The organism is Streptomyces sp. 8N616, assembly GCF_052246385.1.
Taxonomy (GTDB): Bacteria; Actinomycetota; Actinomycetes; order Streptomycetales; family Streptomycetaceae; genus Streptomyces.
In genome coordinates this window covers 94,348-120,529 of record NZ_JBQQBY010000001.1, presented here as the reverse complement: position 1 = coordinate 120,529, position 26,182 = coordinate 94,348, and the positions used below count along the sequence as shown (strand labels likewise).

Here is a 26,182-nt window from a genome sequence, read left to right as displayed (position 1 = left end):
AGGCAGCTCCGCCTCAGGCGCTCCGCCTCAGGCTCTGCGGCGCACACCCTCCGCCAGCTCCCCCGCGAGCGCCCGGACCCCCGCAAGACCCGCCTCGGCGTCGGGCGCGTCCAGCATCCGCTTGACGAAGGCCGAGCCGACGATCACGCCGTCCGCAAACCCGGCCACCTCCGCGGCCTGGTCGGCGTTGGAGACCCCGAGCCCGACGCACACCGGCAGCTCGGTCGTCGCCCGGGTGCGCCGTACCAGGTCCTGGGCCTGCGCGCCCACCGACTCCCGCGTACCTGTCACACCCATCAGCGACGCCGCGTACACGAAGCCCGTGCCGGCCGCCGTGATCTTCGCGAGCCGGTCGTCGCGGCTGCTGGGCGCGACGACGAAGACCGTCGCGAGACCGTGCTGCTCCGCCGCCTTCCGCCACACCTCGGACTCCTCCACCGGCAGGTCGGGCAGGATGCAGCCCGCTCCCCCGGCCCCGGCCAGCTCGGCGGCGAAGCGCTCGATGCCGTACCGGTCGATCGGGTTCCAGTACGTCATGACGAGCACCGGCTTCCCGGTCGCCCCGTGGGCCTCGCGGACCGTGCGCAGCACGTCCGCGATCCTCACGCCGCCGCGCAGTGCGATGTCATCGGCGGTCTGGATGACCGGCCCGTCGAGGACCGGGTCGCTGTGCGGCAGCCCGACCTCGACGACGTCGGCGCCGCCGTCGAAAGCCGCCTTGACCGCATCGATGCCGCCGTCGACGGTCGGGAACCCGGCCGGAAGGTAGGCGATGAGCGGGGACCGTCCCTCGGCCTTGGCGGCCGCGAGGGTGTCGCTCAACAGCTTGATGTTCCCGCTCACTTCGTGTCCTCCCGGATCTCGGCGATCCCGCCGTCCCCGTCGGCCTCGACCGTCGCGTCCGTGTCGTACAGCCCGAAGTAGCGGGCGGCCGTGTCCATGTCCTTGTCGCCGCGGCCCGACAGATTCACCAGGATCAGGCCGTCCTTCCCCAGCTCCCGGCCCAGGTCGAGCGCCCCGGCGAGCGCGTGGGCGCTCTCGATGGCCGGAATGATGCCCTCGGTCCGCGACAGCAGCCGCAGCGCCTGCATCGCCTCGTCGTCCGTGACCGGGCGGTACTCGGCGCGGCCCGCGTCCTTGAGGTACGAGTGCTCGGGACCGATGCCGGGGTAGTCCAGGCCCGCCGAGATCGAGTACGGCTCGGTGATCTGGCCTTCCTCGTCCTGGAGGACGTACGAGCGCGAGCCGTGCAGGATGCCGGGCTCGCCGACGCTCAGGGTCGCGGCGTGCTCGCCGGACTCGACGCCGTGACCCGCGGCCTCCATGCCGACGAGACGGACCTTCTCGTCCGGGATGAAGGCGTGGAACAGCCCGATCGCGTTGGACCCGCCGCCGACGCAGGCGGCGACGGCGTCCGGCAGCCGGCCCGTACGCTCCAGGATCTGCCTCCGCGCCTCGACGCCGATGACCCGGTGGAAGTCCCGGACCATGGCGGGGAAGGGGTGCGGCCCGGCGACCGTGCCGAACAGGTAGTGCGTCCGGTCGACATTCGCGACCCAGTCGCGGAACGCCTCGTTGATCGCGTCCTTCAGCGTCCGGCTGCCGGACTTGACGGCCACGACCTCGGCGCCGAGCATCCGCATCCGCGCGACGTTGAGGGCCTGCCGCTGGGTGTCGATCTCGCCCATGTAGATCACGCACTCGAGCCCGAAGAGGGCGCAGGCCGTGGCCGTGGCGACACCGTGCTGGCCGGCGCCCGTCTCGGCGATCACGCGGGTCTTGCCCATGCGCTTGGTGAGCAGCGCCTGGCCGAGCACGTTGTTGATCTTGTGCGAGCCCGTGTGGTTCAGATCTTCCCTCTTCAGGAAGATCCGGGCCCCGCCCGCGTGTACGGCGAACCGGGGCACCTCGGTGAGAGGGCTCGGGCGGCCGGTGTAGTCGACGAGCAACTCGTCGAGCTCGGCGGCGAAGGCCGGGTCGGCCTTCGCCTTCTCGTACTCGGCGGCCACCTCGTCGACCGCGGCGACGAGCGCCTCGGGGATGAACTTGCCGCCGAACGCGCCGAAGTAGCCCTGCGCGCTGGGGATCCGACCCTCCGGGTCGGGGATGAAGAAGTCAGAGGACATCCGACGTACTCCTCGGAAGGGGCTCGCGCCCCGAAAGTCTCGGTATGTGAACAAGGTACGCGTTGGCTGCGCTGGGCTTCCCTGGCTTCTGCCGCTACGCGGCAGGTCCTCCTCCCGCCCACCCGCCCCTATGTTCCTTCGGAACCGACGGGGCCTCCTCCCGCCCGCCTTGAAGGACGGGTGGATGAGAGCCCTACAGGCGGCGGGCGGGCACCGGCCTAGGCCCGGCCAGGTGTTCCCAGCGCGGTTCGAACCGGCCTGGGCCAGGGCCGGTAGGCACCGGCGGGAACGCCGTAGGCAGCAGAACCCACAGGACCACGGCGGGCAGGCCGTTGATTCCGCCAGAGACCACCCAGCCACAGGGCCCGGGACCCACGAAACCACCACCCAGGCAGGCGGCCAGTGGGCGACCGGGTGGAGCCATCCAGGCAACTCCGCAGCGGACCACCGGCCGCAGGCACCCAGGCAGTCCCTGCGACGCAGGACCGCATCGGCTACCGCGGAGCGGCCCAGCAGGTCTTCAGTAGGGGGCCGCATGCCGCCCAGGCTCCGCATAAGACCAAAGACCACTGGGCGATCAACACCCGCAGCGGGGGCCATGCGCCCCGGACCCGCAGGGGCCACAGGGGTGCCCGGCAGTCCAGGGGTTCGCTGGGGCCACCGGCGGGAGGCACCGGCCCCGGCACTGCCGGGAACCGCCGGGAACCGCCAACGCAGCCGGATGGCTAAAGCGCAGCCGCCAGGCGCCATCGCATCCCGTTGACCTGCCCCGGCTCGCAGCCGATCACATAGCGCACCCGGCGTCCCCGGACGCGCCGCGCAGGCGCACGGCAGCCGCGCGGCCTGCAGCCGCGCGCCAGCCGCGCCATCCGCGCGTAGACATCCTGCATCGCGGCCTCAGCCCCGCCCGTGCCGCAGCGCCGGGTGCGCGCCCGCAGCAACCAGGTCGGCGACGGCCGCCTTCGGATCGCGGCCGGTGACCAGCGACTCGCCGACCAGCACCGCGTCCGCGCCCTCGTTCGCGTACGCGATGAGGTCGTGCGGGCCGCGGACGCCCGACTCGGCGACCTTCACGATGTGCCCGGGGATCTCCGGCGCGATGCGCTCGAACGTCCCGCGGTCCACCTCGAGCGTCTTCAGGTTCCGCGCGTTGACGCCGATGACGCGCGCCCCGGCGTCCACCGCCCGCTCGATCTCCTCCTCGTCGTGCACCTCGACGAGCGGGGTGAGCCCGATCGACTCGGCCCGCTCGACCAGCGACACCAGGGCCTCCTGGTCGAGCGCGGCGACGATCAGCAGGGCGAGGTCGGCGCCGTACGCCCGTGCCTCCCACAGCTGGTACGAGGTGACGATGAAGTCCTTGCGCAGCAGCGGAACGTCGACCCGCGCCCGTACGGCCTCCAGGTCGGCCAGCGAGCCGCCGAACCTCCGCTGCTCGGTCAGCACACTGATGACAGCCGCGCCGCCCGCCTCGTAGTCGGCGGCGAGCCCGGCGGGGTCGGCGATCGCGGCCAGCGCGCCCTTCGACGGGCTCGAGCGCTTGACCTCGCAGATCACCTTGACGCTGTCGCCGCGCAGCGCGGCGACGCCGTCCTTGGCCTGGGGAGCCTTCGCGGCCCGCTCCTTGAGCTCGTCGAGGCTGACACGCGCCTGCCGCTCGGCGAGGTCGGCGCGGACTCCGTCGATGATCTCGTCGAGCACACTCACGCGAGCGGCCCCCTTCCGGGACGGGTGTGGAGCAGATGGTTGGCGCCGGTCGGGCGCCGCCCCACCAGGTGTTGCGTGGAGCACTGCGATGGTATCCGGCCGGGGCCGGAGGGCCCGCATCCGGTGGACCGCGGTCCCACTACCTGGACATTCGTGGTGGTTTCCGTGATCCGCAGGGGCGCTGCGGTGGCGGAGATCATGGCACCAGCCCGGCCCCGAGGGGCGAGTTCCGGACGACGGTGAAGAAGAGCGCCAGGGCCGCCAGGGACCACCCGTGGGCGGGCCGGAGCCGCAGCTCCAGGGGGCGGCCGCGTACGGTCCGTACGAGCCAGAGCGCCCAGACGGCGGCGAAGGCCGCGAACGCGGCGACGGCGAGGACGTTGGCGCCGATCGCGGTGGCGAGGTCGCCGTGCGCGACGGCGTGGGCGCTGCGCAGGCCACCGCAGCCGGGGCAGTAGAGGCCGGTGGAGTGGAGGAGCGGGCATACGGGGTAGTGGCCCGGCTCGTTCGGGTCCACGGCGCCGACGTAGCAGAAGGCGGCGACGACTCCGGCCAGGGTCGCGAGCGGGACGACGACGGCGGAGGCCCGACGGCCCGCGGGCGGTACGGGTGTCTGCACGGCCCGCACGGATGGCGTGGACCGCTCCGACGGCACCGACCGTACGGGCTGCACCGGCTCATTCACCGATTCATCGGTCACACCACCAAGTCTCCCCGCAGACGCACGAAGGCGCAGCTCCAGGCACCGTAGGGCCGTACGGGGCAGGAGCCGCGCCGTGATGCGCCGGGCACGCCGGGGCGGCCTCAGCTCTGGGCGGGGGCCTCCGGCGTGGTGGGCGGCTTCTGCTGCCCCATGCCGGCAGCGCGCATGGCAAGGCCGACGACACCGCCGATGGCGACCACGACGAGCCCGGCCACGAAGCCGAGGGGCTCGGCCAGCACCGTGAAGGCACCGGAGATGAGGAAGCCGATGAAGGCGATGGTGACACCGGTCCAGGCGGCCGGGGTGTGTCCGTGGCTGCTGCCCGCCATTGAGTACTCCTCGCTGCTGTGTCGCGCGCCTGGATCGTGGCGCGGTGAAGGCTCATCGGTCATTCTCCCCGACGAGCGGGGCTGCCGGTGATCCGGGGGTGTGGGTGGCCTCGCCTGCGACGCGGATCGCGGACGGTCACGTCTCGCGGGTGGGGTCCTCGCCGCGGTCGAGGGCCTTCCAGATCTCCTCCGGGCGGTCGGGGTCCGCCGCGGTCCGCGCTCGGCTCGGGGCCGGACGGCCGCCGCGCTCGTAGCGGCCGGACATGGCGGGCCAGTAGCGCCCGTAGCGGAGGGCGAGCAGCCCGGCGAGGAGCAGCAGCGCGCCGCCGGCGGCGGAGACCCACGGCCAGGCGCTGTGCGTGACGTGCTCGACTCCGGTGCCGGTCAGGCCGGTGGCCTGCGCGGCCTTGGCCTCGAGCGCGGCGGTGTCGGAGCCGCCGAGGAGGGAGGTGAGGACTGCGGCCGCACCGCTCAGGGCGAGCAGGGCGGCGACGAGAGTCCGGCCCGTACGCCGTACGGCGAAGACCGCGACGAGCGCGGCGAGTCCGACGACGGCGAGCGCGGCGGGCAGCCCGGTGACGTCCCGGCCGTCGGCCGAGAGCGGCAGGGCGCCCTGCGCGGCGGCGGACGTGCCCTGGCTCCAGGTCTGGCCGCCGGCGATCAGCGCGAGCGCAGCCCCGAGCGCGCCGAGCAGCAGGGCGGCGCCCAGGCTCCGCCGGGACGGCTGCGCCTGGGCTTGGGGTGCACGGGGGTGGGGTACGGCACTCACCCCACCACTATGCAGCGCCCGGCGCGGGACCATGCACGCGGGTCCACCCGGGCCCGCCTCGCGCACCTGCGGCGCGAGGTCTCCTCGCCTGCCCTTGCCCGTCTGGCCACTGCGTGCCAGCCCGCGCCCTGGAAGGGCGTGGCTGGGAAGTGCCGCGCCCCGCCCCGTGCGGCGGCGGAGGACCGGCCGCCGACGAGGCCGGACGGGAGCATGACCCGGGTGCTGCCCCCGGCCAGTGCCCGGAAGCCATGCCGACCCGGGCGGCGCCGGGGCGGTGAGGCCCGGGCTGGCGCCGGAGTCGCCCGGTACCCATGTCGGCCCGCCGACGAGGCGGGACCAGGGCCAGGCCGGCCCGGGAGCCGGGCGCGGCCTGCGTCCGGTGCCAGAGCCGAGGCCGAGCGGCCCGGCCGGCTTGTGCCACGGGCCAAGCGCGGCAGGCGTCCGGGCTGGGCGCAGACGCGGGGCCCGGAGGGGGTCAGTGCGTGGTGAGGCCCGCTGCCATGGCTACCGCACGGAGGACCGCGGAAGCCTTGTTGCGGCACTCCGTGTCCTCCGCCACCGGGTCGGAGTCGGCGACGACGCCCGCGCCCGCCTGCACGTACGCCGTACCGCCGCGCAGCAGAGCGGTACGGATGGCGATCGCCGTGTCGGAGTCGCCCGCGAAGTCGAGGTAGCCGACACAGCCGCCGTACAGGCCGCGTCGGCTCGGCTCCAGCTCCTCGATGATCTGCATCGCGCGCGGCTTCGGCGCCCCCGACAGCGTGCCGGCCGGGAAGCAGGCCGTGAGGACGTCGAAGGCCGTGCGCCCCTCGGCGAGGCGGCCGGTGACCGTCGAGACGATGTGCATGACGTGGCTGTAGCGCTCGATCGACATGAAGTCGACGACCTCAACGCTGCCCGGTTCGCAGACCCGCCCCAGGTCGTTCCGCCCGAGGTCGACGAGCATCAGGTGCTCGGCCCGCTCCTTGGGGTCGGCGAGCAGCTCCTCAGCCAGGGCCGCGTCCTCCTGCGGGGTCGCGCCACGCGGGCGGGTGCCCGCGATGGGGTGGACCATCGCGCGCCCGTCCTCGACCTTGACCAGGGCCTCCGGGCTGGACCCGACGACGTCGAAGCCCTCCTCCCCGTCCACGGCCGGGAAGCGGAAGAGGTACATGTACGGGCTCGGGTTGGTGGCCCGCAGCACCCTGTAGACGTCGAGCGCCGAGGCCGGGCAGGGGGTCTCGAACCGCTGCGACGGCACGACCTGGAAGGCCTCGCCCGCACGGATCCGCTCCTTGATGTCGTCGACCGCCTCCTGGTAGGCGGGGCCGCCCCACAGCGCGGTGTACGCGGGCACCTCCGAGGGCGGCAGGACGGCGGCGCTCGCTGGAACCGGCCGGGACAGGTCGGCGGCCATGGCGTCGAGCCGGGCGACCGCGTCCGCGTACGCCTCGTCGACGCCGGTCTCGAGGTCGTTGTGGTTGATCGCGTTGGCGATCAGCAGCACCGTGCCGTCCCAGTGGTCGAGGACGGCGAGATCGGACGTGAGCAGCATGGTCAGCTCGGGCAGCCGCAGGTCGTCCGTGGTGCTGTCGCCGATCCGCTCCAGCCTGCGCACGATGTCGTAGCCGAGGTATCCGACCATGCCGCCGGTGAAGGGCGGCAGGTGCTGCTGGTCGGCCAGGTCGCGGGGCGTGTGGAGGGCCTCAACGGTGGCGCGCAGCGCCTCCAGCGGGTCGCCGGAGACCGGTACGCCTACGGGCGGGGTGCCGAGCCAGTGGGCCTGGGCGTCGCGGACTGTGAGCGTGGCGGCGCTGCGCACGCCGACGAAGGAGTAGCGGGACCAGGAGCGGCCGTTCTCCGCGGACTCGAGCAGGAACGTGCCGGGCCGTTCCGCGGCGAGCTTGCGGTAGAGGCCCACCGGCGTGTCACCGTCCGCGAGCAGCCTGCGGCTGACGGGGATGACGCGGCGGTCGGCCGCCAGCTTGCGGAAGGTCTCGAGGTCCATCGTGTCCGTCATGGCAGCACCCGTGGTCATGGGGCGGGATCCTAGTGGGCCGCCCGCGGCTGCCCCGCGGACGTGTCCAGCGGGAGCTCACCGGCGTCGAAGCAGGTGCGGTCGCCGGTGTGGCAGGCGGCCCCGACCTGGTCGACCTTGACCAGGAGCGCGTCGGCGTCGCAGTCGAGGGCCACGGACTTCACGTACTGGACGTGGCCGGAGGTGTCGCCCTTGACCCAGTACTCCTGGCGGCTGCGGCTCCAGTACGTGCAGCGGCCGGACGTGAGCGTACGGTGCAGCGCCTCGTCGTCCATCCAGCCGAGCATGAGCACCTCGCCGGTGTCGTACTGCTGGGCGATGGCGGGGAAGAGCCCGTCGTCGTTCCGCTTGAGACGTGCGGCGATGGCGGGGGCGAGGCCGGAAGGGCGTGCGGTGCTGGACATGGGCTCCATTGTGCCGCTTATGGGCCGTACCGCGGGCGGCACGGCGCGAGGGGGTGCGGGCGGCACGGCGCGAGGGCCGCGAGCGGTCGGGCACCCTGCGGCCGCGCACGGCCCGGCACGGCCTCGCAGGGCCTCGGCGACCCAGCACCATCGCGAATCCGGCATAGGGCGCGTTTATCGGCCAACTCGCCTGGCCGGATGGGCCGATGGGCCCATTGTCGGTGCGATGGGGCATGCTTCCGGCATGACTTTTCCGCCCTCGCCGAACGAGCCCACGCCGCCCGCCGCCGGGGGCGGCTTCGGCCCTCCGCAGGGTTATGGGCCCGGACCGGGATACGGGCAGGGACCGGGACAGGGGCCGGGACAGGGACAGGGGCATGGATACGGGCCGCCGCCTGGCCCGGCGTACGGCCAGCAGGGCGGCTTCCCCGCGCCGCAGGGCGGTTACGGCGCGTACCCGCCGCCTCCGCCGCCCTCCGGCGGCGGGCCCAGCGGCCCGAAGATCGCCGCGATCTTCATCGCGGGCGTGCTGGTGGCCGGACTCACCGTGGGCGGTCTCCTGCTCTTCAAGGGCTCGGACGACGGTGACGCCTCGGCCGACGCCAAGCCGCGAGCCACGCCCGGCGGGCAGCCCGACGACCGGCCTTCGGCGGGCCCGGGCGAGGGGGCGCCCTCAGCTCCGGCGAGCGCGTCGGCCTCGCCGGGCGACCTGGTGCCGTTCGTCGTCCTGAAGCCGGGCCGGTGCTTCGACCACCCGGCGCTCGACCGCTCGGTCGCCCACATCGTGACCCGTTCCTGCGGCGTGGCCCACGACGGCGAAGTGATCGCCAACAAGCGGCTGACCGGGTCGTACTCCTCCGACGCGCAGCTTCAGGAGAAGGCGCTGGCGCTGTGCGAGACGGCGGTGGCGGAGCGGATGAAGTCCATACCGGAGGACGGGCGGCAGTACTTCAACTACGCCCTCTACCCCTCCCTGGACACGTACCGGATCCGGCAGGAGAAGCGGATCTCCTGCGCGCTGACCCTGAGCGACCGCCTCGGCGGAAAGAAGCTGACCAAGCCCCTGCCGGGCTGACCCGCCCGCCATCATGCCCGGGCGCTCCGCGCCGGGGTCTTCCCATCCGCCCGCCCTGAAAGGGCAGGTGAATGGCGACGCCACGCCACCACAGAAGGGCGACGAAGCAACCGTGCCGCCCCGCCGGGAGCTGGTCGTCGAAGGGGCGGGGGTGGGGCAGCGTGCGCCGCTACAGGCGGGAGCCGCGTACGGCCCTCCGTGTGCGGGTGGGTGGCTGAGGCTCGCCTGCGGTCGCGGTCGCGGTCGGCGCGCGGCGCCGTACAGGGCGTCGCGTCGCGGGCCGGGCTTCCGCGCGGCACCGTGGCAAGGCGCCAGGGCCCGCCGTACGCTGGCCGTATGTCGACCCATGCGAAGCGTGAACGACTTCTTCTCGCCGATTTGTTGGAGGCCGCGGGGCCCGCGGCACCGACGCTGTGCCAGGGCTGGACGACCCGCGATCTCGCGGCGCACGTGGTGATGCGGGAGCGGCGGGCCGACGCGGCCGCCGGCATCGTCTTCAAGCCGCTCGCCGCCCGCCGGGACCGGGTGCAGGCGGAGCTCGCCGAGAAGCCGTACGAGGAGCTGATCCAGCTCATCAGGACGGGCCCGCCGCGGTCGTCTCCGTTCGCCCTGAAGCAGATCGACGAGGCCGCGAACACGGTGGAGTTCTTCGTGCACGCCGAGGATGTACGGCGCGCCCAGGCGGACTGGACGCCGCGCGAGATCGACCCGGTGTTCGCGGACGTGCTGTGGTCGCGCCTCGAGAAGGCCGCCCGGCTGCTCGGCCGCAAGTCCTCGGTCGGCCTGGTGGTGCGCCGCCCCGACGGCCGTACGGCGGTGGCGAAGCGCGGCACCCCGGTGGTCACGGTCACCGGTGAACCGGGCGAGTTGACGCTCTTCCTCTTCGGCCGCCAGAACGTCGCGCGCGTGGAGCTGGAGGGCGACAAGGAAGCGGTCTCGCAGGCGCAGGACGCGCCGCTCGGCATCTCGATGTAGGCCATCGCGCAGACCACCGCGGAGGCCAATGCGCGGTTGGACGCGGTTGGACGCCTCCCGCGGGGAACCACCGGCGCGCAGCGCCGCGAGGACGGCGCACCGGGCGGACGGCGCACCAAGCGGACGGCGCACGGGGCGAAACGGCGCCCCGAGGCGCTAGCGAACCGGGTGGCCCGCCGCCCGCAGGGTGTCCTTGACCTGGGCGATGCGCAGGTCGCCGAAGTGGAAGACGGAGGCCGCGAGCACCGCGTCCGCCCCGGCCGCGACCGCCGGCGGGAAGTCGTCCAGCCGGCCCGCGCCGCCCGACGCGATCACCGGAATCGTGACGTGCTTGCGGACGGCTTCGATCATCGCCGTGTCGTACCCGTCCTTCGTGCCGTCGGCGTCCATCGAGTTGAGCAGGATCTCGCCCGCGCCCAGCTCGGCAGCGCGGTGCGCCCACTCCACCGCGTCCAGCCCAGTGCCGCGGCGCCCGCCGTGTGTGGTGACCTCGAAGCCGGAGTCGGTGACCGTGCCCTCCGGGCACCGGCGGGCGTCCACGGACAGGACCAGGACCTGGCTGCCGAAGCGTTCGGCGATCTCCCTGATCAGCTCGGGCCTGGCGATGGCCGCGGTGTTGACGCCGACCTTGTCGGCACCGGCGCGCAGCAGCTTGTCGACGTCCTCCGTCGTGCGGACGCCGCCGCCGACCGTCAGCGGGATGAAGACCTGCTCGGCGGTGCGCCGCACGACGTCGTACGTCGTCTCGCGGTCGCCCGAGGAGGCCGTGATGTCCAGGAAGGTCAGCTCGTCGGCGCCCTCCGCGTCGTACAGCTTGGCCATCTCGACCGGGTCGCCCGCGTCGCGCAGGTTCTGGAAGTTGACGCCCTTGACCACCCGGCCGCCGTCCACGTCCAGGCAGGGGATGACTCGGACCGCCAGGGTCATTTCCGGGGCTCCTCGGACTTGCTGCGGAATGCTTCGAGTTCCACCTCGACCAGCACGCGGGAGTCGACGAAGCCGGAGACGACGACGAGCGTCGCGGCCGGGCGTACGGCGTCGAAGAGCTCCTTGTGGGCGCGGCTGACCGCGTCCACGTCGCGGGGGTGGGTGAGGTACATACGGGTGCGGATGACGGACTCGGCGCCGATGCCGAACTCCTTCAGCGCGTGCAGCGCGTTGCGGAATGCCGCGAGCGCCTGCTCGTACGGGTCGCCCTCGCCCTGCAGCACCCTGCCGGTGAAGGGCATGGTGCCGGATACGAGGACCCGGTCCCCGGCCGCGACAGCACGCGCGAAACCGATCGTCTCCTCCCAGGGGCTGTCGGACTGCACTCGCTGCACGGCTTCGCTCATCCGGACACAGCCTCCAACGCCTCTTCCAGGGTGAACGCCTTGGCGTAGAGGGCCTTGCCGACGATGGCGCCCTCGACGCCCTCCGGTACCAGCTTCGCGATGGCCCGCAGGTCGTCAAGGGAGGAGACGCCGCCGGAGGCGACGACCGGCTTGTCGGTCGCGGCGCAGACGTTGCGCAGCAGCTCCAGGTTCGGGCCCTGGAGGGTGCCGTCCTTGGCGATGTCGGTGACGACGTAGCGCGCGCACCCCTCGGAATCGAGGCGCGCCAGCGTCTCGTAGAGGTCGCCGCCGTCGCGGGTCCAGCCGCGGCCGCGCAGGGTGGTGCCGCGGACGTCCAGGCCGACGGCGATACGGTCGCCGTGCTCGGCGATGACCTTGGCGACCCACTCGGGGGTCTCGAGGGCCGCGGTGCCGAGGTTGACCCGGGTGCAGCCGGTGGCGAGCGCTGCGGCCAGGGTCTCGTCGTCGCGGATGCCGCCGGACAGCTCGACCTTGATGTCCATGGCGCGGGCGACCTCGGCGATCCGGTCGCGGTTGTGGCCGGTGCCGAACGCGGCGTCGAGGTCGACCAGATGCAGCCATTCGGCGCCCGCCTGCTGCCAGGTGAGGGCGGCCAGGAGCGGGTCGCCGTAGGAGGTCTCGGAGCCGGACTCGCCGTGGACGAGGCGGACGGCCTGGCCGTCGCGGACGTCAACGGCCGGGAGGAGTTCGAGCTTGTGGGGCATCAGAGCGTCTCGATCCAGTTGGTCAGCAGCTGGGCGCCGGCGTCGCCGGACTTCTCGGGGTGGAACTGGGTGGCCCACAGCGGGCCGTTCTCGACGGCCGCGACGAAGGGTTCGCCGTGCGTGGACCAGGTGACCTTGGGGGGCTGGATGCTGGGGTTGGCGGCCTCGAAGTTCCAGTCGCGCACCGCGTAGGAGTGCACGAAGTAGTAGCGCGCTCCGGCGTCGAGGCCCGCGAAGAGCCAGGAGCCCTCGGCGGCCTTGACGGTGTTCCAGCCCATGTGCGGGACGATCGGCGCGCGCAACGGCTCGACCGTGCCCGGCCATTCGTCCAGGCCCTCGGTCTCGACGCCGTGCTCGATGCCGCGGGCGAAGAGGATCTGCATGCCGACGCAGATGCCCATGACGGGGCGGCCGCCGGACAGCCTGCGCTCGACGACCCAGTCGCCGCGGGCCTCCTTGAGGCCCTTCATGCAGGCGGCGAAGGCGCCGACGCCCGGCACGAGCAGGCCGTCGGCGTTCATGGCCTTGTCGTAGTCACGGGTGATCTCGACGTCCGCTCCGACGCGGGCGAGGGCGCGCTCGGCGGAGCGGACGTTGCCGAAGCCGTAGTCGAAGACGACGACGCGCTTTCCGGTTCCGCTTCCGGTCCCGGTCCCGGTCGGGGTCGTCATGCGAACACCCCCTCGAGCCGCAGGACTCCGGCGGTGAGGCACATCGCGGAGGCGAGGCCGAGCACCACGATCACGCCCTTCGGCATCTTCTGCTTGGTGAAGGAAATGACGCCGCCGAGCAGGAAGAGCCCGACGAGGATCAGCAGGGTGGACAGTGTGTTCACAGCGCGCCCTTCGTGGACGGCAGGATTCCGGCCGCCCGCGGGTCCCGCTCCGAGGCGTACCGCAGCGCGCGGGCCAGGGCCTTGAACTGGCACTCGACGATGTGGTGCGCGTTCCGCCCGTACGGCACGTGCACGTGCAGGGCGATCTGGGCCTGGGCGACGAAGGACTCGAGGATGTGCCGGGTCATCGTCGTGTCGTACGCGCCGATCATGGGCGCCATGTTCTCGGGCTCGGTGTGCACGAGGTACGGGCGGCCGGACAGGTCGACGGTCACCTGGGCCAGCGACTCGTCGAGCGGCACCGTGCAGTTGCCGAACCGGTAGATCCCCACCTTGTCGCCGAGCGCCTTCTTGAAGGCGGCGCCGAGCGCGAGCGCGGTGTCCTCGATGGTGTGGTGGCTGTCGATGTGCAGGTCGCCGTCGGTCTTGACGGTGAGGTCGAACAGGCCGTGGCGGCCGAGCTGGTCGAGCATGTGGTCGTAGAAGCCCACCCCGGTCGACACATCGACCTTTCCGCTGCCGTCGAGGTCGATCTCGACCAGGACGGAGGTCTCCTTCGTGGTGCGCTCCACGCGGCCTACGCGGCTCATCGGTTCAGCTCCTTCATCAGATCGCGCACCGCATCGAGGAACGCGTCGTTCTCTTCCGGGGTGCCCGCGGTGACGCGCAGGCGGCCCGGTACTCCGTTGTCCCGGACCAGGACGCCCCGGTCCAGCAGGCCCTGCCACACCTCGTGGGCGTCGACGGTGGGGGCGTCTCCCCTGCCCTTAAGGCTATGGGGGAGGCCGAACTGTACGAAGTTGGCGTCCGACTCGGTGACCTCGCAGCCGATCGCGCGCAGCTCGGTGACCAGCCGGTCCCGCTCGGCCTTCAGCTGCTCGACGTACCCGAGCAGCGTATCGGTGTGCTCCAGCGCGGCGAGCGCCGTGGCCTGGGTGACGGCCGAGAGGTGGTACGGGAGGCGGACCAGCTGGACGGCGTCCACGACCGCCGGGTCGGCGGCGAGGTAGCCCAGCCGCAGCCCGGCGGCGCCGAAGGCCTTGGACATGGTCCTGGACAGCACCATCTTGGGGCGGCCCTCGATCAGCGGCAGCAGGGAGGGGTGGTGGCTGAACTCGCCGTACGCCTCGTCGACCACGACCAGCGACGGCTTGGCGGCCTGCGCTGCCTCGTACAGCGCGAGGACCGTCCCGGCGTCGACCGCCGTGCCCGTCGGGTTGTTCGGCGAGCAGATGAAGACGACGTCGGGCTTCCGCTCACCGATGGCCCGTACGGCCGCGTCCACATCGATGGTGAAATCGTCGTGGCGCGGGCCGGAGATCCAGCCGGTGCCGGTGCTGCGGCTGATCAGCGCGTGCATCGAGTACGAGGGCTCGAAGCCGATGGCCGTGCGGCCGGGGCCGCCGAAGGTCTGGAGCAGCTGCTGGATGACCTCGTTCGAGCCGTTGGCGGCCCAGACACCGGCCCGGCCCACCTCGTGTCCCGTGGTCCGCGTCAGGTACCTGGCCAGCTCGGTGCGCAGCTCGAGCGCGTCCCGGTCGGGGTAGCGGTTGAGGTGGCGGGCGGCCTCGCTGACCCGCTCACCGATCCGCCGCACGAGGGGCTCGGGCAGCGGGTACGGGTTCTCGTTGGTGTTCAGGCGCACCGGAACGTCGAGCTGCGGGGCTCCGTACGGGGACTTGCCGCGCAGCTCGTCCCGGATGGGCAGATCGTCGATCCCGGTCACTTGGGCTGCGCACCTTCCTCCCCCACAGCGCTTCGCGCGTGGGTGGGGGTCCCCCCGGCGAAGCTAGGGGGAGTGCCCCCAAACCTCGCCTTGAGGGCCGCCCCGTGCGCGGGCAGGTCCTCGGCCTCGGAGAGCGTCACCACGTGGTGGGTGACCTCGGCCAGCGCGTCGCGCGTGTAGTCCACGACGTGGATGCCGCGCAGGAAGGACTGCACGGACAGGCCGGAGGAGTGGCAGGCGCAGCCGCCGGTGGGCAGCACGTGGTTCGAGCCCGCGCAGTAGTCGCCGAGCGAGACCGGGGCGTACGGGCCGACGAAGACCGCGCCCGCGTTGCGGACCCGGGCGGCGACCGCCGGGGCGTCCGCGGTCTGGATCTCCAGGTGCTCCGCGGCGTACGCGTCGACGACCCGCAGACCCTCGTCCACGCCGTCGACCAGCACGATCGCGGACTGCTGCCCGGCCAGGGCGGCGCTGATCCGCTCGCGGTGCCTGGTCACGGAGACCTGGGTCTTCAGCTCGGCCTCGACCGCTTCGGCCAGGTCGAGGGAGTCGGTGACGAGGACGGCGGCGGCCAGCGTGTCGTGCTCGGCCTGGCTGATCAGGTCGGCGGCGACGTGCGCCGGGTCCGCGGTGGCATCCGCGAGGATCGCGATCTCGGTGGGGCCCGCCTCCGCGTCGATCCCGATCCGGCCCTTGAGCAGGCGCTTCGCCGCGGCGACGTAGATGTTGCCGGGCCCGGTGACCAGGTTGACCGGCAGGCAGTCCTCGGTGCCGTACGCGAACATGGCGATGGCCTGGGCGCCGCCCGCCGCGTAGACCTCGTCCACCCCGAGCAGGGCGCAGGCGGCGAGGATCGTCGGGTGCGGCAGGCCCCCGAACTCCTTCTGGGGCGGGGAGGTGACGGCGACGGCGTCGACGCCCGCCTCCTGGGCCGGGACGACGTTCATCACGACGGAGGACGGGTAGACGGCGAGGCCGCCCGGCACGTAGAGCCCCACGCGCTCGACCGGCACCCAGCGCTCGGTGACCGTGCCGCCCGGCACGACCCTGGTGGTGTGGTCGGTGCGGCGCTGGTCGCGGTGGACCAGGCGGGCGCGGCGGACCGACTCCTCGAGCGCCTCGCGCACGCGCGGGTCCAGCTCCTCCAGGGCGCGGGCCAGCGCCTCGGCGGGCACCCGCACCTGCTCGATGCGCACACCGTCGAACTTCTCCGCGTACTCGATCAGTGCCGCGGAGCCGCGATGGCGTACGTCGTCGCAGATCGGCCGCACCTTCTCCAGGGCGGCCTCGACGTCGAACTCGGCACGGGGCAGCAGGTCACGCAGGGCAGCACCCTCGGGGAGGGCGTCACCGCGCAGATCGATTCGGGAGATCACGGAGTTAATTGTCTCAGACCTGTTCCGGTGTCCGGCCGCGCGTTTCAGTGGCTGATACGCGCCCCTGCCCCGGTTCCCGCGATGCTGCTGACCGCTAGCGTTCAGTCGGTTACGGAACGGGAATAGGGAGCTTGGAAGAGCCGTGTGGGCCGCGCGGCGCGGGAAGGGGGTTGCGGAGGTGTCCGGAGCAGGTGGCGGCGAGCCGCCGGAGGGTCTCGAGCTGACCCCTGCGGAGTGGGGAATGTGGCAGGCGTTCCGCAACGGCAGCACGCACGACCTTCGCACCCGCAATCCCGTGCAGGACGATCCGCAGGGCAGGCACTACTGGGGTCCCGACCGCAGCGTGCGCGCCCGCGTCGTCGCCCTGCTGCTGCTCGACGGCCCGTCCGCGCAGCCGGGGCGGGTCTCCGCGCTCAAGCTGGTCGGTGCGTACATCACCGGCACGCTCGAGCTGTCCGGCGGCACCGTCGAGCCGTACGTGGAGCTGCGCGGCTGCCGCTTCGAGAACGAGGTGCTGCTGCCCGAGTGCAGCTTCACGACCCTGCGCCTGGTGGCCTGCGCGATACCCCGCCTCGAGGCCGCGCGGCTGACCACCGAGGGCGATCTGCACCTGCCGCGCTGCACGGTGCGCAGCGGCATACGGCTCACCGACGCGCACATCGGCACCGACCTGCTGCTCAACCAGCTCACGGTCTACAAGGACAGCAAGGGCCGGTCGATCGCCGCCGACGGGATGACCGTCGCGCAGGACCTGCAGGCCGAAATGATGCAGTCGTACGGCGAGTTCAGCCTGCGCGGGGCGCAGATCGGCGTCTCGCTGAGCCTGCGCGGCAGCCGGCTGAGCAACCCGTATGGGCGGCGGGCGCTCAACGCCCCGCAGCTGACCGTCGAGCGGTCCCTGTACATGACCGCGGCCGGCCTCAGCACCTCGCCGCTGGCCGGCTCCACCGGCACCACGCCGCCGTACGGGATCACGCCGACGCGCGGGACGCGGATCCAGCACTTCGAGTGCGAGGGGGGCGTGCGGCTGGACGACGGGCGGTTCGGCGACGCCGTCGACTTCTACCAGGCCCGGTTCGTCATGGAGGCCGGCCAGGAAGTGTCGCTGCGCCGCATCCAGACGCCGGAGCTGCGGTTTCTCGGCGAGCGGCCCCAGCGGGGGCGGGTGGTGCTGTCGGGCGCCAAGGTCGTCAACCTGGTCGACCGGTCGACGAGTTGGCCGGGCCCCGGCGGTCTTGCGATGGCGGGGTTCGCGTACGAGACGCTGATCCCGCGCGGGCCCTTCCCGCTGACGCGGCGGCTGGAGTGGGTGGCCGCGGCCACCCCGGAGTACGCCCCGGAGCCGTACGAACAGCTGGCGGCGGCACTGCGGGCCAGCGGCGAGGACGCGGACGCGCGGGCGGTGCTGCTGGCCAAGCAGCGGCGGCGGAGGGAGACGCTGCCGCTGGCCGGGAAGCTGTGGGGCTATCTGCAGGACTGGGCGGTGGCGTACGGCTACAAGCCGGGGCGGGCCGCGCTGTGGATGGCGGTGCTGTGGGCGGTGGGCGCGCTGCTCTTCGAGCGGAACCCGCCGCAGGAGCTGCGCGACGGCGAGTCGCCGCACTGGAACGCCGCGCTGTACACGCTGGATCTGCTGCTGCCGGTCATCGATCTGGGGCAGGACGGCTTCTGGAAGCCGCAGGGCCGCTTCCAGTGGGCGGCGGCGGTCCTGATCCTGCTGGGCTGGATCCTCGCGACGACGGTTGCGGCGGGCGCGTCACGACTCCTCCGCAGGAGCTGAGCGGAGTGGCCATGCGGTCCGCACGACGACACGGGGGCCTGGCCCGGACCCGACCCGGGCGACGACGCGGCGGGCGACGGCCCAGGGACCTGACCCAGACCCGATCCGCGCGACGACACATGGACCTGGGCCGGACCCCACCCGCGCGACGACGCGTCGGCCTGCCGCAGCCGAGGGCCCGGACGCGGAAGCCGACGGCGGGCGCGGGCCCGGGGACTCGGTGAGCGCAGCTCCCGAGACCGCCCCGAGCCCTCCCCCTCGGCAGACAGGGTCACCGCGGCCCTGCCCGGTGCCGGGGCCGGGGCGGCGGCAGGGACCGGCAGGCCGCACCCCGGCGGGCTACGCGATCCGCCGCGACCAGCACTCTTTACCCGGCATTGACCGTTCCGCAAGCAACCTTTCCGCTGATACAGAAGCGTCGCAGAAACCTCTTGGCGCGCCTTCGACCTGGGGTTTCAATGACCTCGAGCACCGCCGCGCCCGAACTCCCCACCAGGGCACGGCAGTCCATGTCCCGACCCGTTCCCGCCCGTCTACCGCCGGAGGCACAAGGCACGATGGTCTTCCTCCGGGCACTCGTCACCACCATCCGTATGCTCCGCCACACCTCCGGACTCGCCGCCGGCCTGTCGGCGGACGACGACGTGCTGCTCGACGCACCCGACGAGCCGCTGGCCCCCGCGCTCGCGGCCGCCGGGCGGGGCGACCACCGCCCGGCCGCTGCGCTGCTCGCGGCGACCCGCGAGGCCGCCGAGTGGGAGTCGCGCGACCGCTACACCACCCGCCTCGCGATCTTCGCCCAGCACCGCCCGGACTGGTTCGCGGACTGGCTGGCAGCCGCGCCGCGCGATCCGGACGCCGCGCTCGTCAAGGCCGAGCTGGCCGTCCGCAGAGCCTGGGAGCGGCCCGGCCGCGCCGAGCCGCTGCGGGAGACCGCGCCGCTCATCGAGTCCGCTGCGGAGGCCGCCCCGCGCGACCCCGTGCCGTGGCGCATCGCGCTCGACCATGCGCGCGGCACGCACGCGACGCGCACCGACTTCGACGTGCTGTGGGGCGAGGCCGTACGCCGGTCACCGCACCACTACGGGTGCCATGTCGCGGCGCTGCAGTACCTGAGCGCGGACTGGTACGGCTCGCACCGCGAGTGCTTCGGCTTCGCGGAGCGCGCGGCCGGGCAGGCGCTCCCCGGCTCGCTGCTGCAAGCCCTCCCGGTCCGGGCGGCGTTGGCGGTCCTGCTCGCGGAGGCGGACCGCGCGCCGGGCTGGGCGAGCCGTACGGGGCCCGGGGCGGGCCGCCCGGGGCGCGGAGCGGAACGTACTGGACGCGGGGCGGAACGTACTGGACGCGGGGCGGGCCATACGGGGCCCGGCGCCACCGACGTCCTGGCCGAGCGCATCGACGCGGCCGCCGACCTGGCCATCGCCATGTCCGCGCGGTACGCGTCCGCCGACCCATGGCCCGCCGAGGTCCGCAACCTCCTCGCGTACATCCTGATCGTCCGGGGCCGCTGGGCCGAGGCCCTGGAACAGTTCCGGCTGATCGGCCCGTATGCCACAAGCTTCCCGTGGAGCCACATCTCCGACGATCCGCTCGGCCAGTTCCTCGAACTGCGCGACGGCGTCCGCATCCAGGTCGCCTCGTCCATGCCCCTGCGGAGACGGGCGGGCAGGACGCCCGCAACCGGCCATTAGGCTTGAGCGTTGTGACTGTCGCGCGCCTGCCACTCTTCCCGCTGAACTCGGTGCTGTTCCCGGGCCTCGTGCTGCCCCTGAACGTCTTCGAGCAGCGGTATCGCGCCATGATGCGCGACCTGCTGAAGCTGGACGAGGAAACGCCGCGCCGCTTCGCCGTGGTCGCCATCCGCGACGGCCACGAGGTCGCGCCCAGCGCCCCCGGCATGCCGGACGCCACGGCGCTCCCCGAGCGCGGCCCGGCGGCCGGCTTCGGCGAGGACCCGGTCAAGGCCTTCCACCCGGTGGGCTGCGTCGCGGACGCGGCCACCATCCGGGAGAAGAGCGACGGCGGCTTCGACGTGCTGGCCACCGGCACGACGCGCTTCCGGCTGCGGTCGGTCGACGCCTCCGGGGCGTATCTGGTGGGCGAGATCGAGACCCTTCCCGAGGAGGAGGGCGAGGGCGCGGGGGCGCTCGCCTCGGGGGTCATGCGAGCGTTCCGCACGTACCAGAAGCGGCTGGCCGGGGCGAACGAACGGTCGCTGAGCGCCGAGCAGGAACTGCCGGACGAACCGTCCGTGCTGTCCTATCTGGTGGCCGCGGCGGCCGTGCTCGACACCCCGGCGAAGCAGCGGCTGCTGGAGGCGCCGGATACGGCGGACCGGCTCCGGCAGGAGCTGAAGATACTGCGCGGGGAGAGCGCGCTGATCCGCGGCATTCCGTCGCTGCCCGCGGTCGACCTGACGCGGCAGCCGACGAACCCGAACTGAGAACTGAGTCCCGATTGGGCTGGGCCGAGCTGAGCCCAACTGAACGAAGGCTTCGGCACCTTGGCGAAGAAGAAGCAGAAGTCCGCGGGACCGGGGCGGCCGGGCGCGGGCGGGACGCCCGCGACGGTCGCCCTGACCGAGGCGGGTACGGCGTTCACCGTGCACTCCTACGAGCACGACCCGGCCGCGCCGTCGTACGGCGAGGAGGCGGCGCAGGCGATGGGGGTGGAACCGGAGCGGGTGTTCAAGACGCTGCTGGCGGAGGTCGACGGCGCACTGACGGTCGCGATCGTCCCGGTCGCCGGGTCGCTCGACCTCAAGGCGCTGGCGGCGGCGGTCGGCGGCAAGCGGGCGGCGATGGCGGACCCGGCGGTGGCCGAACGCACGACGGGGTACGTGCGAGGCGGCATCTCGCCGCTCGGGCAGCGGCGCCGCCTGCGGACGGTGCTGGACGCATCGGCCTCGGGGCACGCGACGGTCTGTGTGTCGGCGGGCCGCCGCGGGTTGGAGGTCGAGCTGGCGCCCGCGGATCTGGCGTCTCTTACGGGCGCGGTGCTGGCACCGATCGCCCGCGCGTAGGCGCACGCGCGTCCGCGCGGGCGCGGAGTACTGGACGTCTGTGCCGCCCGGGCGCACTCTGCGGGAAGGCGCGGGCGCCCGGCCCGCGCGGGAGGGGGCGACGCCGTGTCGAAACGCACCCGCAAGCGCAAGTGGCGCACGCGAAGAAACCGCGCAAACCACGGCCGCCGCCCGGCCTAGCCCGGCGCTCTCGCCGGGCGGCGGGCGGCGGGCGGCGGGCAGCGGGCAGCGGGCAGGCGGCCGCTGCGGCGTGTGCGTCCTGGTGCCGGGTGCGGGGTGGGGTGGCCCACTCCCGGCGGCATGATTTACGGGCCGGCACGGTTGTTCGTCGTCTGCGGGCCGTCGGTAAGCCGGCCCACAAATCACGCTTTAGTGCCTGGAGTGGGCCACCCCACCCCGCCCCCTCCCCCCGGTGGCGTTCCGCGGGCCGACACGCGCCCAGCAGTTCCGGCGGAACGGGCGGGCCTTCCCCGCCCAACCCCGGCCGCATGCTGGGACTCCGCGGGCGGCCATGGAACCTCTCGTTCCGAAGGAAGCGGTGGGCGGGTGGGAAACGAACCTCGGCCGGAGGCCGGTCAGAACCGCGCCGGAGGCGGCGGGGCGTCGCGGGGGCCGAAGAGGCCCGTCAGGCACAAATGGACCGCCGCGGCCGCGATCGGCCACGCCAGCAGCGCCCCCTTCGCCCGCAGCTGAAGCGGCGCGTCGAAGACCTTCCCCTCCCCCACGGCCCTCGCGTGCGCCGCCACGTCCTGCGTCGGCCCCAGCCATACGCCCAGCCGCCACGCCACCAGTGAGCCGAGCAGCCCGCCCACCGCGGTCGCCACCACCAGCGCGACGCCCCCGCGCCGGAACAGCAAGAAGACCACCACCGCCGTGAGCACCCCGAAGCCCGCCGCGAGCAGCACGAACGTGCCGTCCGCACCGATCGCCTCCTCGCCCTCGGAGTTCTTGAAGTAGACGGCCTTGCCGTCCGAGACCAGCGGGACCCGCGGCGCCAGCCACAGCCACAGCAGCCCCAGCAGGACCCCGGCGGCCGCCAGAGCGACCACCACCAGTGCGCCCTGCCGCAACTCGGCCCGCAAGCCGGGCCCGTCAGCGGGCGCGTACACCGGCCCGCCTCCGGTGGGCGGCTTCTGGCGGGGGTCGTGCGGATGCTGATCGTGCGGTGTCATGGGTGCGGTCACTCCGCCATCGTGCCAGGCCGGGGCGGTGCTGCCCGCGGCAGGACGCCGGTCCGGGCGCGTCATCGCACCGCCGCCCGCCGGTACGCCCAGGTGGCGACCGCCAGCGACGCGACGCCGACGGCTGCGCAGACGCCGAGATCCGCGCCGACGGCCAGCCAGTCCGGCCTCGCTTCGAAGGTGCGGGCCAGCGCTTCGACCCCGTACGTCGAGGGCAGCAGGTCCCGCGCCCAGGCCACCGGGTCCGGCAAGTGCGCCGCGGGCAGCACGCCCAGCAGCAGGGCGGCCGACATGCCCAACTGGCCGAGCAGCGTGGCGAGTTCCTGCCGGGGCGCGAGCAGCCCGAGGGCGGCGCCGAGCCCGGCCAGGGCTGCACCCGCGAGCGGGATCACGGCGGCCAGCACCCACAGGTTGGCGAGGGGCAGCCCGAAGAGCAGGCTGCCGACGACGGCCGTGACGGCCGTACCGGGCGCGGTGAAGGACGCGTACGCCCCGGCCGCGCCGAGCACCACCGCGGCCGGCGGCACCGGCAGGGTGGCGTAGTGGTCGAGCCCGCCGCTCGCGCGCAGCTGCCCGAAGTACTGGGCGAGAAGGTTGAGCGCGACGAAGGCCACCACCAGCACGCTCGACCCGGCGACCACGGCCCGCGCCTCGTCGGCGCCGTCGACGACCCCGCGCATCAGGACCATGATCCCCACGCTCTGGAAGGTCGCCACGAACAGCAGCGGGATGCGGGCCACGCGGGCCCGCGACAGCTGCGCACGGTAGACGGCGGCCAGCGCGGGCAGCAGCCGGGCGGGCGGCGCGAGCGGGGCGGCGGCCGCCGCGTCGCCGTCGGGCCACGGCTCGGCCTCGCCGCCGTTACCGGCATTCGCCCGGAGTCCTCCGGACACCGCCTCCGCGGGCACGACACTCACGTTGTGCTCCTGTTCGCTACGGGCCGGTGGCAGGCCGCTCGCATGCGGTCAGTCACCCTTCACCAAGCCTTTCGTACGGCCGCCGAGCGCAAGGTACACATCCTCCAGGCTCGGCGTGGCAAGGGTGAAGTCATCGAGCGCCGCGAACGCCGAGCCGCCGGTCACGGCGGCGACCGCGGCCCGGGCCTCGTCCGGGGCGAGCCGCAGCACCCAACGGCGCCCGGACTCGCGCGCGGACGCGCGCAGCGCCGCTACCTCCGGCACGTCCAACGGGGCCCGGTCCCGCCACACCAGATCAAGACGCACCTCGTCGGCGACCAGGGCCTTCAGGCCGCTCGGCGTGTCGCAGGCGATGACCCGGCCGCGCTCCAGCACCGCGACCCGGTCGAGGGCGGTCTCCGCCTCGATGACGTTGTGGGTGACGAGCACGACGGTCACACCGCGCTCGGCCCGGCGCCGGTCCACAGCGCTCCACACGGCCCGCCGGGCCACCGGGTCCATTCCGGTCGTCGGCTCGTCCAGGACGAGCACGGGCCGGTCGCCGACCAGCGCAGCGGCGAAGCAGGCGAGCCGCCGCTGACCTCCGGACAGCTTCTTCAGCGGCCTTCCGGCGATCTCGGCGAGCCCGAGCTCGTCGAGCACGGCGTCGCGCTCGGCCCGCGCCGCCCTGGCGTCGAGTCCGCGCAGCCGCGCGGTGGTCTCGGCGGCCAGGGCAACGGTCAGCTCGTCGAGGGCGGTGGACTCCTGACCGAGGTAGCCGACCAGCCGCGCCGCCCGCTCCGGGTGCCGTACGAGATCGTGGCCCAGCACCCGTACGCTGCCCGAGTCGGGCCGCATGAGGCCGGTGAGCTGGCGTACGAGCGTGGACTTGCCGGCGCCGTTCGGGCCGAGCAGCCCGAAGATCTCGCCGCGCTGGACATCGAGGCTGATGCCGTCGCTCGCTCGCACGGCCGGAGCGGCGGGAGCACGGCGACGGGCCCGGACGGCCGGGTAGGTCTTGACCAGGCTGCGCACGGCACACGCGGGGGCGGCTTCCGCCGCGGCGGCTCCGCCGCCATGCCCTGCCCGCGCTGTGCCCGTCCTCACGAGCAACGAGGGTACGCGTCCAGCCCCCGATCCCTGGCCCCGGGGCGCTTTGTGGGCATTCGTTCCGCGGGGCGGAACGAATGCCCACAGCGGTCTTCATCCCGCGGCGGAGCCGCGTTCCTCCCCCGCGCGGGTGTCGAACTCGCGCCAGAAGCCCGCGCGGATCGCGTACCGGTCGTGTTCGTCGATCTGGTCGTCCTTGTGGGCGAGCAGCCCGAAGCGGGCCGCGTACCGCAGCAGTTCCCCGTCGATGCGGTGCGGGATCCGCGGGTACTCCGTGGAGAGCTGCTGCAGGTGCGTCTGAGAAGACAGCCGCTCGGTCCAGCGGCGGGCGAAGACCTGGCCCACCTCGAACGGGTCGCCGCTCACCGCCGTGATGTCCTCCTCGCGGTCGGCCCAGCGCTGCTCGGCGCTCGTGAGCTGGGCGAGCGTGGGGAGGGCGGCGATCTCCGCGGGTTCGGCGGGACCGCCGCGTTCGACCCAGCCGCGGTCGGAGGACCAGCGGAGCGTGGCGTTCGCCGGCTGCGCCTGCTGCGGCGGCTGCGTACCCTGGCCCGCGTGGGCGCGGCCGAGGCCCGCGAGGTCCTTCGGGGTCGGGACGCCCTTGGCGCCCGTGGCATCGGACGCGCTCGGCGCACCGGCCGCGGCCGCCGCGGCCGCCTGCGCACCGGCGGCGGAGCCGTTCGCCGACGGCGGCACCGCGACGCCACCCTGCCCGGCACCGGCGCCCACACCGGCACCCGCGCCTGCCCCGGCGCCGACCCCGGCGTCGGCCGCCTGCCCCTGCGCAGGCGCAGGGCCCGCGGCGGACGACTCGGGCAGCGGTGCGGAGAGGATCGCCGCGATCTCCGGCTCGGGCGCGGCCGGCGGCGCGCAGGGCTCGACGAGGTCCTTGGCCCGTACGGCCCGGGTGATCCACGCCCGGTCCAGCACGCGGCGCTCGTCGGCCTCGGCGACGAGATCCTCGGACTGGTTGAAGTCGCCGTCGGCGGCCTGCACAGCCCACAGATGGATGGCGACGCCGTGCTCCTTGGCGTCCATCAGGCCGGGCAGCAGATCGCCGTCCCCGGTGACCAGGACGATGTCGGAACAGGCCCGGTTACGGGCGAGTTCGGTGAGCTCGGCGTGCATGGCAGCGTCCACGCCCTTCTGCGCCCACCGCCCGTCGCTGCGGGTCAGCGCGCCGAGCCGGACGGTGACCCGGGGCATGACGCGCAGCCGCCGGTGCTCCGGCTGCGGCACCCGGTCCGGCGCCCCGTCGAACCAGTAAATCCGTAGCAGGGGACGCTCGGTGTCGACTTCGGCGCGCTCCCGCAAACCCTGGATGAGGGCGGCGTGATCGACGGTGATGCGGGCGCGGGCGGGCTCTCCTGCGAGCAGGCTCGCAGCGGCGCCCAGCAGGTAGCCGGCGTCCACCAGGACGACGCAGCGGTCCACGTTCCACCCTCTTTCGTGAAGTCCGTCGCCCCCCGGAACGGCGTTTTGGCTTCGGGTTTCCTTCGAGTCTGCCCGACCGCACAGGGGTTATCAGTCGGAACTCGATCATCGGCGTGGCGGATACGGAAGCCGCGCGGAAGCCGTACGGGAGCCGTACGGAAGCGCTTACCCCGCCTGCTTCCTCACCCACCCTTTTCACTCAGGGTAATTGTCCGACATGCGTTCATTGTCGGGTCATGCGAGCGTTATCTCGCAAAGCGGCCCCGGCGCCCGCCGGCCGGCCGCAGGCCAGGTTCCGAGATTCCGCACAGGAGGCACGATCATGGCCAAGAACAAGAATCGCAGTCAGCCCAAGAGCCGCAGCGCCGCCTCGCGCGCCGACGAGCGCGCGAAGAGCCCCAACGCGCAGAGCTCGTCGTCGGAGTCCCAGTCCCAGCAGCAGGCACACTCCTCGAGCTCCGAGCAGTCTGCCCGCAACAAGCAGCGCAAGAACTTCGGCCACAACTGACCGCTGCCGCTGAGCGGAAGCTGAGCAACACGAGGGGCGCGCCCTCCCCCGGACCGGTCCGGGCCCAGGGCGCGCCCCTTCCGCGCGTGGACCGTACGGCGCGGCTCAGCCGCCCAGGCAGGACGCCCGCCCTCAGCCGCCCAGGCAGGG

28 protein-coding genes are annotated in these 26,182 nt (G+C 73.5%); 7 read left to right on the top strand and 21 right to left on the bottom strand.

The genetic code is table 11. The features are described from left to right. Window positions 1–27: 27 nt before the first annotated feature. From trpA to hisI, 9 genes are all read right to left on the bottom strand, one after another. The gene (gene trpA, locus ACTWQC_RS00550) at window positions 28–843 is read right to left on the bottom strand and encodes a tryptophan synthase subunit alpha (protein WP_443313441.1); all 816 of its coding nucleotides are present in this window, start codon (window positions 841–843) and stop codon (window positions 28–30) included. Beyond that, window positions 840–2,126: a tryptophan synthase subunit beta gene (gene trpB, locus ACTWQC_RS00545; RefSeq protein ID WP_443313440.1), complete on the bottom strand. Its 1,287-nt coding sequence runs from the start codon at window positions 2,124–2,126 to the stop codon at window positions 840–842. Before trpB ends, trpA begins: the two co-directional genes overlap by 4 nt. 725 nt (window positions 2,127–2,851) lie before the next feature. Next, entirely contained in the window at window positions 2,852–3,016 is a 165-nt protein-coding gene (gene trpM / locus ACTWQC_RS00540; protein WP_443313439.1) for a tryptophan biosynthesis modulator TrpM, read from the bottom strand. A gap of 7 nt (window positions 3,017–3,023) precedes the next feature. Continuing rightward, window positions 3,024–3,833 (bottom strand): indole-3-glycerol phosphate synthase TrpC, encoded by an 810-nt coding sequence (gene trpC, locus ACTWQC_RS00535; RefSeq protein WP_443313438.1) that lies wholly within the window; start codon window positions 3,831–3,833, stop codon window positions 3,024–3,026. Window positions 3,834–4,029: 196 nt separating this feature from the next. After that, window positions 4,030–4,461, bottom strand: coding sequence for a DUF2752 domain-containing protein (locus ACTWQC_RS00530; RefSeq protein WP_443313642.1), 432 nt, complete (start codon window positions 4,459–4,461; stop codon window positions 4,030–4,032). Window positions 4,462–4,637: 176 nt separating this feature from the next. Next, window positions 4,638–4,865, bottom strand: coding sequence for an HGxxPAAW family protein (locus tag ACTWQC_RS00525; protein ID WP_443313437.1), 228 nt, complete (start codon window positions 4,863–4,865; stop codon window positions 4,638–4,640). A gap of 136 nt (window positions 4,866–5,001) precedes the next feature. Then, window positions 5,002–5,667: a TIGR02234 family membrane protein gene (locus ACTWQC_RS00520; RefSeq protein ID WP_443313436.1), complete on the bottom strand. Its 666-nt coding sequence runs from the start codon at window positions 5,665–5,667 to the stop codon at window positions 5,002–5,004. A gap of 442 nt (window positions 5,668–6,109) precedes the next feature. Beyond that, on the bottom strand, window positions 6,110–7,621 hold the full coding sequence (locus ACTWQC_RS00515) for an anthranilate synthase component I (protein WP_443313641.1): 1,512 nt from the start codon (window positions 7,619–7,621) through the stop codon (window positions 6,110–6,112). Window positions 7,622–7,662: 41 nt separating this feature from the next. Next, a complete protein-coding gene (gene hisI, locus ACTWQC_RS00510) occupies window positions 7,663–8,064 on the bottom strand; it encodes a phosphoribosyl-AMP cyclohydrolase (RefSeq protein WP_443313435.1) in 402 nt (133 codons plus the stop codon). 235 nt (window positions 8,065–8,299) lie between these two features. Between hisI and ACTWQC_RS00505 the strand changes: the two genes are divergently transcribed. Continuing rightward, on the top strand, window positions 8,300–9,130 hold the full coding sequence (locus ACTWQC_RS00505) for a hypothetical protein (RefSeq protein ID WP_443313434.1): 831 nt from the start codon (window positions 8,300–8,302) through the stop codon (window positions 9,128–9,130). 336 nt (window positions 9,131–9,466) lie between these two features. Further along, window positions 9,467–10,105: a TIGR03085 family metal-binding protein gene (locus ACTWQC_RS00500; protein WP_443313433.1), complete on the top strand. Its 639-nt coding sequence runs from the start codon at window positions 9,467–9,469 to the stop codon at window positions 10,103–10,105. A 156-nt stretch (window positions 10,106–10,261) separates the two neighbouring features. On the opposite strand, the gene hisF is transcribed toward ACTWQC_RS00500, so the two are convergent. Genes hisF through hisD form a run of 8 tightly spaced genes read right to left on the bottom strand, consistent with a single transcriptional unit; the run spans window position 10,262 to window position 16,101 of the window. After that, window positions 10,262–11,032, bottom strand: coding sequence for an imidazole glycerol phosphate synthase subunit HisF (gene hisF, locus ACTWQC_RS00495; protein ID WP_443313432.1), 771 nt, complete (start codon window positions 11,030–11,032; stop codon window positions 10,262–10,264). Further along, window positions 11,029–11,439 carry a RidA family protein gene (locus tag ACTWQC_RS00490; protein WP_443313431.1) on the bottom strand — a complete coding sequence of 137 codons (411 nt, stop codon included), beginning with the start codon at window positions 11,437–11,439 and terminating at the stop codon, window positions 11,029–11,031. Before ACTWQC_RS00490 ends, hisF begins: the two co-directional genes overlap by 4 nt. Continuing rightward, entirely contained in the window at window positions 11,436–12,164 is a 729-nt protein-coding gene (priA, locus tag ACTWQC_RS00485; protein ID WP_443313430.1) for a bifunctional 1-(5-phosphoribosyl)-5-((5-phosphoribosylamino)methylideneamino)imidazole-4-carboxamide isomerase/phosphoribosylanthranilate isomerase PriA, read from the bottom strand. Before priA ends, ACTWQC_RS00490 begins: the two co-directional genes overlap by 4 nt. Next, window positions 12,164–12,835 (bottom strand): imidazole glycerol phosphate synthase subunit HisH, encoded by a 672-nt coding sequence (hisH, locus tag ACTWQC_RS00480; RefSeq protein ID WP_443313429.1) that lies wholly within the window; start codon window positions 12,833–12,835, stop codon window positions 12,164–12,166. Before hisH ends, priA begins: the two co-directional genes overlap by 1 nt. Next, on the bottom strand, window positions 12,832–12,999 hold the full coding sequence (locus ACTWQC_RS00475) for a hypothetical protein (RefSeq protein ID WP_443313428.1): 168 nt from the start codon (window positions 12,997–12,999) through the stop codon (window positions 12,832–12,834). The genes hisH and ACTWQC_RS00475 overlap by 4 nt, the downstream gene beginning before the upstream one ends. Then, window positions 12,996–13,589: an imidazoleglycerol-phosphate dehydratase HisB gene (gene hisB, locus ACTWQC_RS00470; protein WP_443313427.1), complete on the bottom strand. Its 594-nt coding sequence runs from the start codon at window positions 13,587–13,589 to the stop codon at window positions 12,996–12,998. Before hisB ends, ACTWQC_RS00475 begins: the two co-directional genes overlap by 4 nt. Then, window positions 13,586–14,725, bottom strand: a complete 1,140-nt coding sequence (locus ACTWQC_RS00465; RefSeq protein ID WP_443313426.1) for a histidinol-phosphate transaminase — start codon at window positions 14,723–14,725, stop codon at window positions 13,586–13,588. The genes hisB and ACTWQC_RS00465 overlap by 4 nt, the downstream gene beginning before the upstream one ends. Next, a complete protein-coding gene (hisD, locus tag ACTWQC_RS00460; protein WP_443313425.1) occupies window positions 14,722–16,101 on the bottom strand; it encodes a histidinol dehydrogenase in 1,380 nt (459 codons plus the stop codon). The genes ACTWQC_RS00465 and hisD overlap by 4 nt, the downstream gene beginning before the upstream one ends. A 178-nt stretch (window positions 16,102–16,279) precedes the next feature. Between hisD and ACTWQC_RS00455 the strand changes: the two genes are divergently transcribed. From ACTWQC_RS00455 to ybaK, 4 genes are all read left to right on the top strand, one after another. Beyond that, the gene (locus ACTWQC_RS00455) at window positions 16,280–17,881 is read left to right on the top strand and encodes an oxidoreductase (RefSeq protein ID WP_443313424.1); all 1,602 of its coding nucleotides are present in this window, start codon (window positions 16,280–16,282) and stop codon (window positions 17,879–17,881) included. A 557-nt stretch (window positions 17,882–18,438) separates the two neighbouring features. Next, window positions 18,439–19,572, top strand: coding sequence for a hypothetical protein (locus ACTWQC_RS00450; protein ID WP_443313640.1), 1,134 nt, complete (start codon window positions 18,439–18,441; stop codon window positions 19,570–19,572). 11 nt (window positions 19,573–19,583) lie between these two features. Beyond that, window positions 19,584–20,324 carry an LON peptidase substrate-binding domain-containing protein gene (locus ACTWQC_RS00445; protein ID WP_443313423.1) on the top strand — a complete coding sequence of 247 codons (741 nt, stop codon included), beginning with the start codon at window positions 19,584–19,586 and terminating at the stop codon, window positions 20,322–20,324. A gap of 60 nt (window positions 20,325–20,384) precedes the next feature. Next, on the top strand, window positions 20,385–20,903 hold the full coding sequence (gene ybaK, locus ACTWQC_RS00440; RefSeq protein WP_443313422.1) for a Cys-tRNA(Pro) deacylase: 519 nt from the start codon (window positions 20,385–20,387) through the stop codon (window positions 20,901–20,903). Between the two features lie 575 nt (window positions 20,904–21,478). Here the strand turns inward: ybaK and ACTWQC_RS00435 are convergent. From ACTWQC_RS00435 to ACTWQC_RS00420, 4 genes are all read right to left on the bottom strand, one after another. Continuing rightward, complete coding sequence (locus tag ACTWQC_RS00435) at window positions 21,479–22,075, bottom strand: DUF2567 domain-containing protein (RefSeq protein WP_443313639.1); 597 nt, start codon at window positions 22,073–22,075, stop codon at window positions 21,479–21,481. Between the two features lie 71 nt (window positions 22,076–22,146). Continuing rightward, the gene (locus ACTWQC_RS00430; protein ID WP_443313421.1) at window positions 22,147–23,001 is read right to left on the bottom strand and encodes an ABC transporter permease; all 855 of its coding nucleotides are present in this window, start codon (window positions 22,999–23,001) and stop codon (window positions 22,147–22,149) included. A 48-nt stretch (window positions 23,002–23,049) separates the two neighbouring features. Beyond that, window positions 23,050–24,015, bottom strand: coding sequence for an ABC transporter ATP-binding protein (locus tag ACTWQC_RS00425; RefSeq protein ID WP_443313638.1), 966 nt, complete (start codon window positions 24,013–24,015; stop codon window positions 23,050–23,052). A gap of 168 nt (window positions 24,016–24,183) precedes the next feature. Beyond that, window positions 24,184–25,524 carry an NYN domain-containing protein gene (locus ACTWQC_RS00420; protein WP_443313420.1) on the bottom strand — a complete coding sequence of 447 codons (1,341 nt, stop codon included), beginning with the start codon at window positions 25,522–25,524 and terminating at the stop codon, window positions 24,184–24,186. Between the two features lie 322 nt (window positions 25,525–25,846). Between ACTWQC_RS00420 and ACTWQC_RS00415 the strand changes: the two genes are divergently transcribed. Then, complete coding sequence (locus tag ACTWQC_RS00415; RefSeq protein ID WP_443313419.1) at window positions 25,847–26,032, top strand: hypothetical protein; 186 nt, start codon at window positions 25,847–25,849, stop codon at window positions 26,030–26,032. Window positions 26,033–26,182 lie beyond the last annotated feature (150 nt).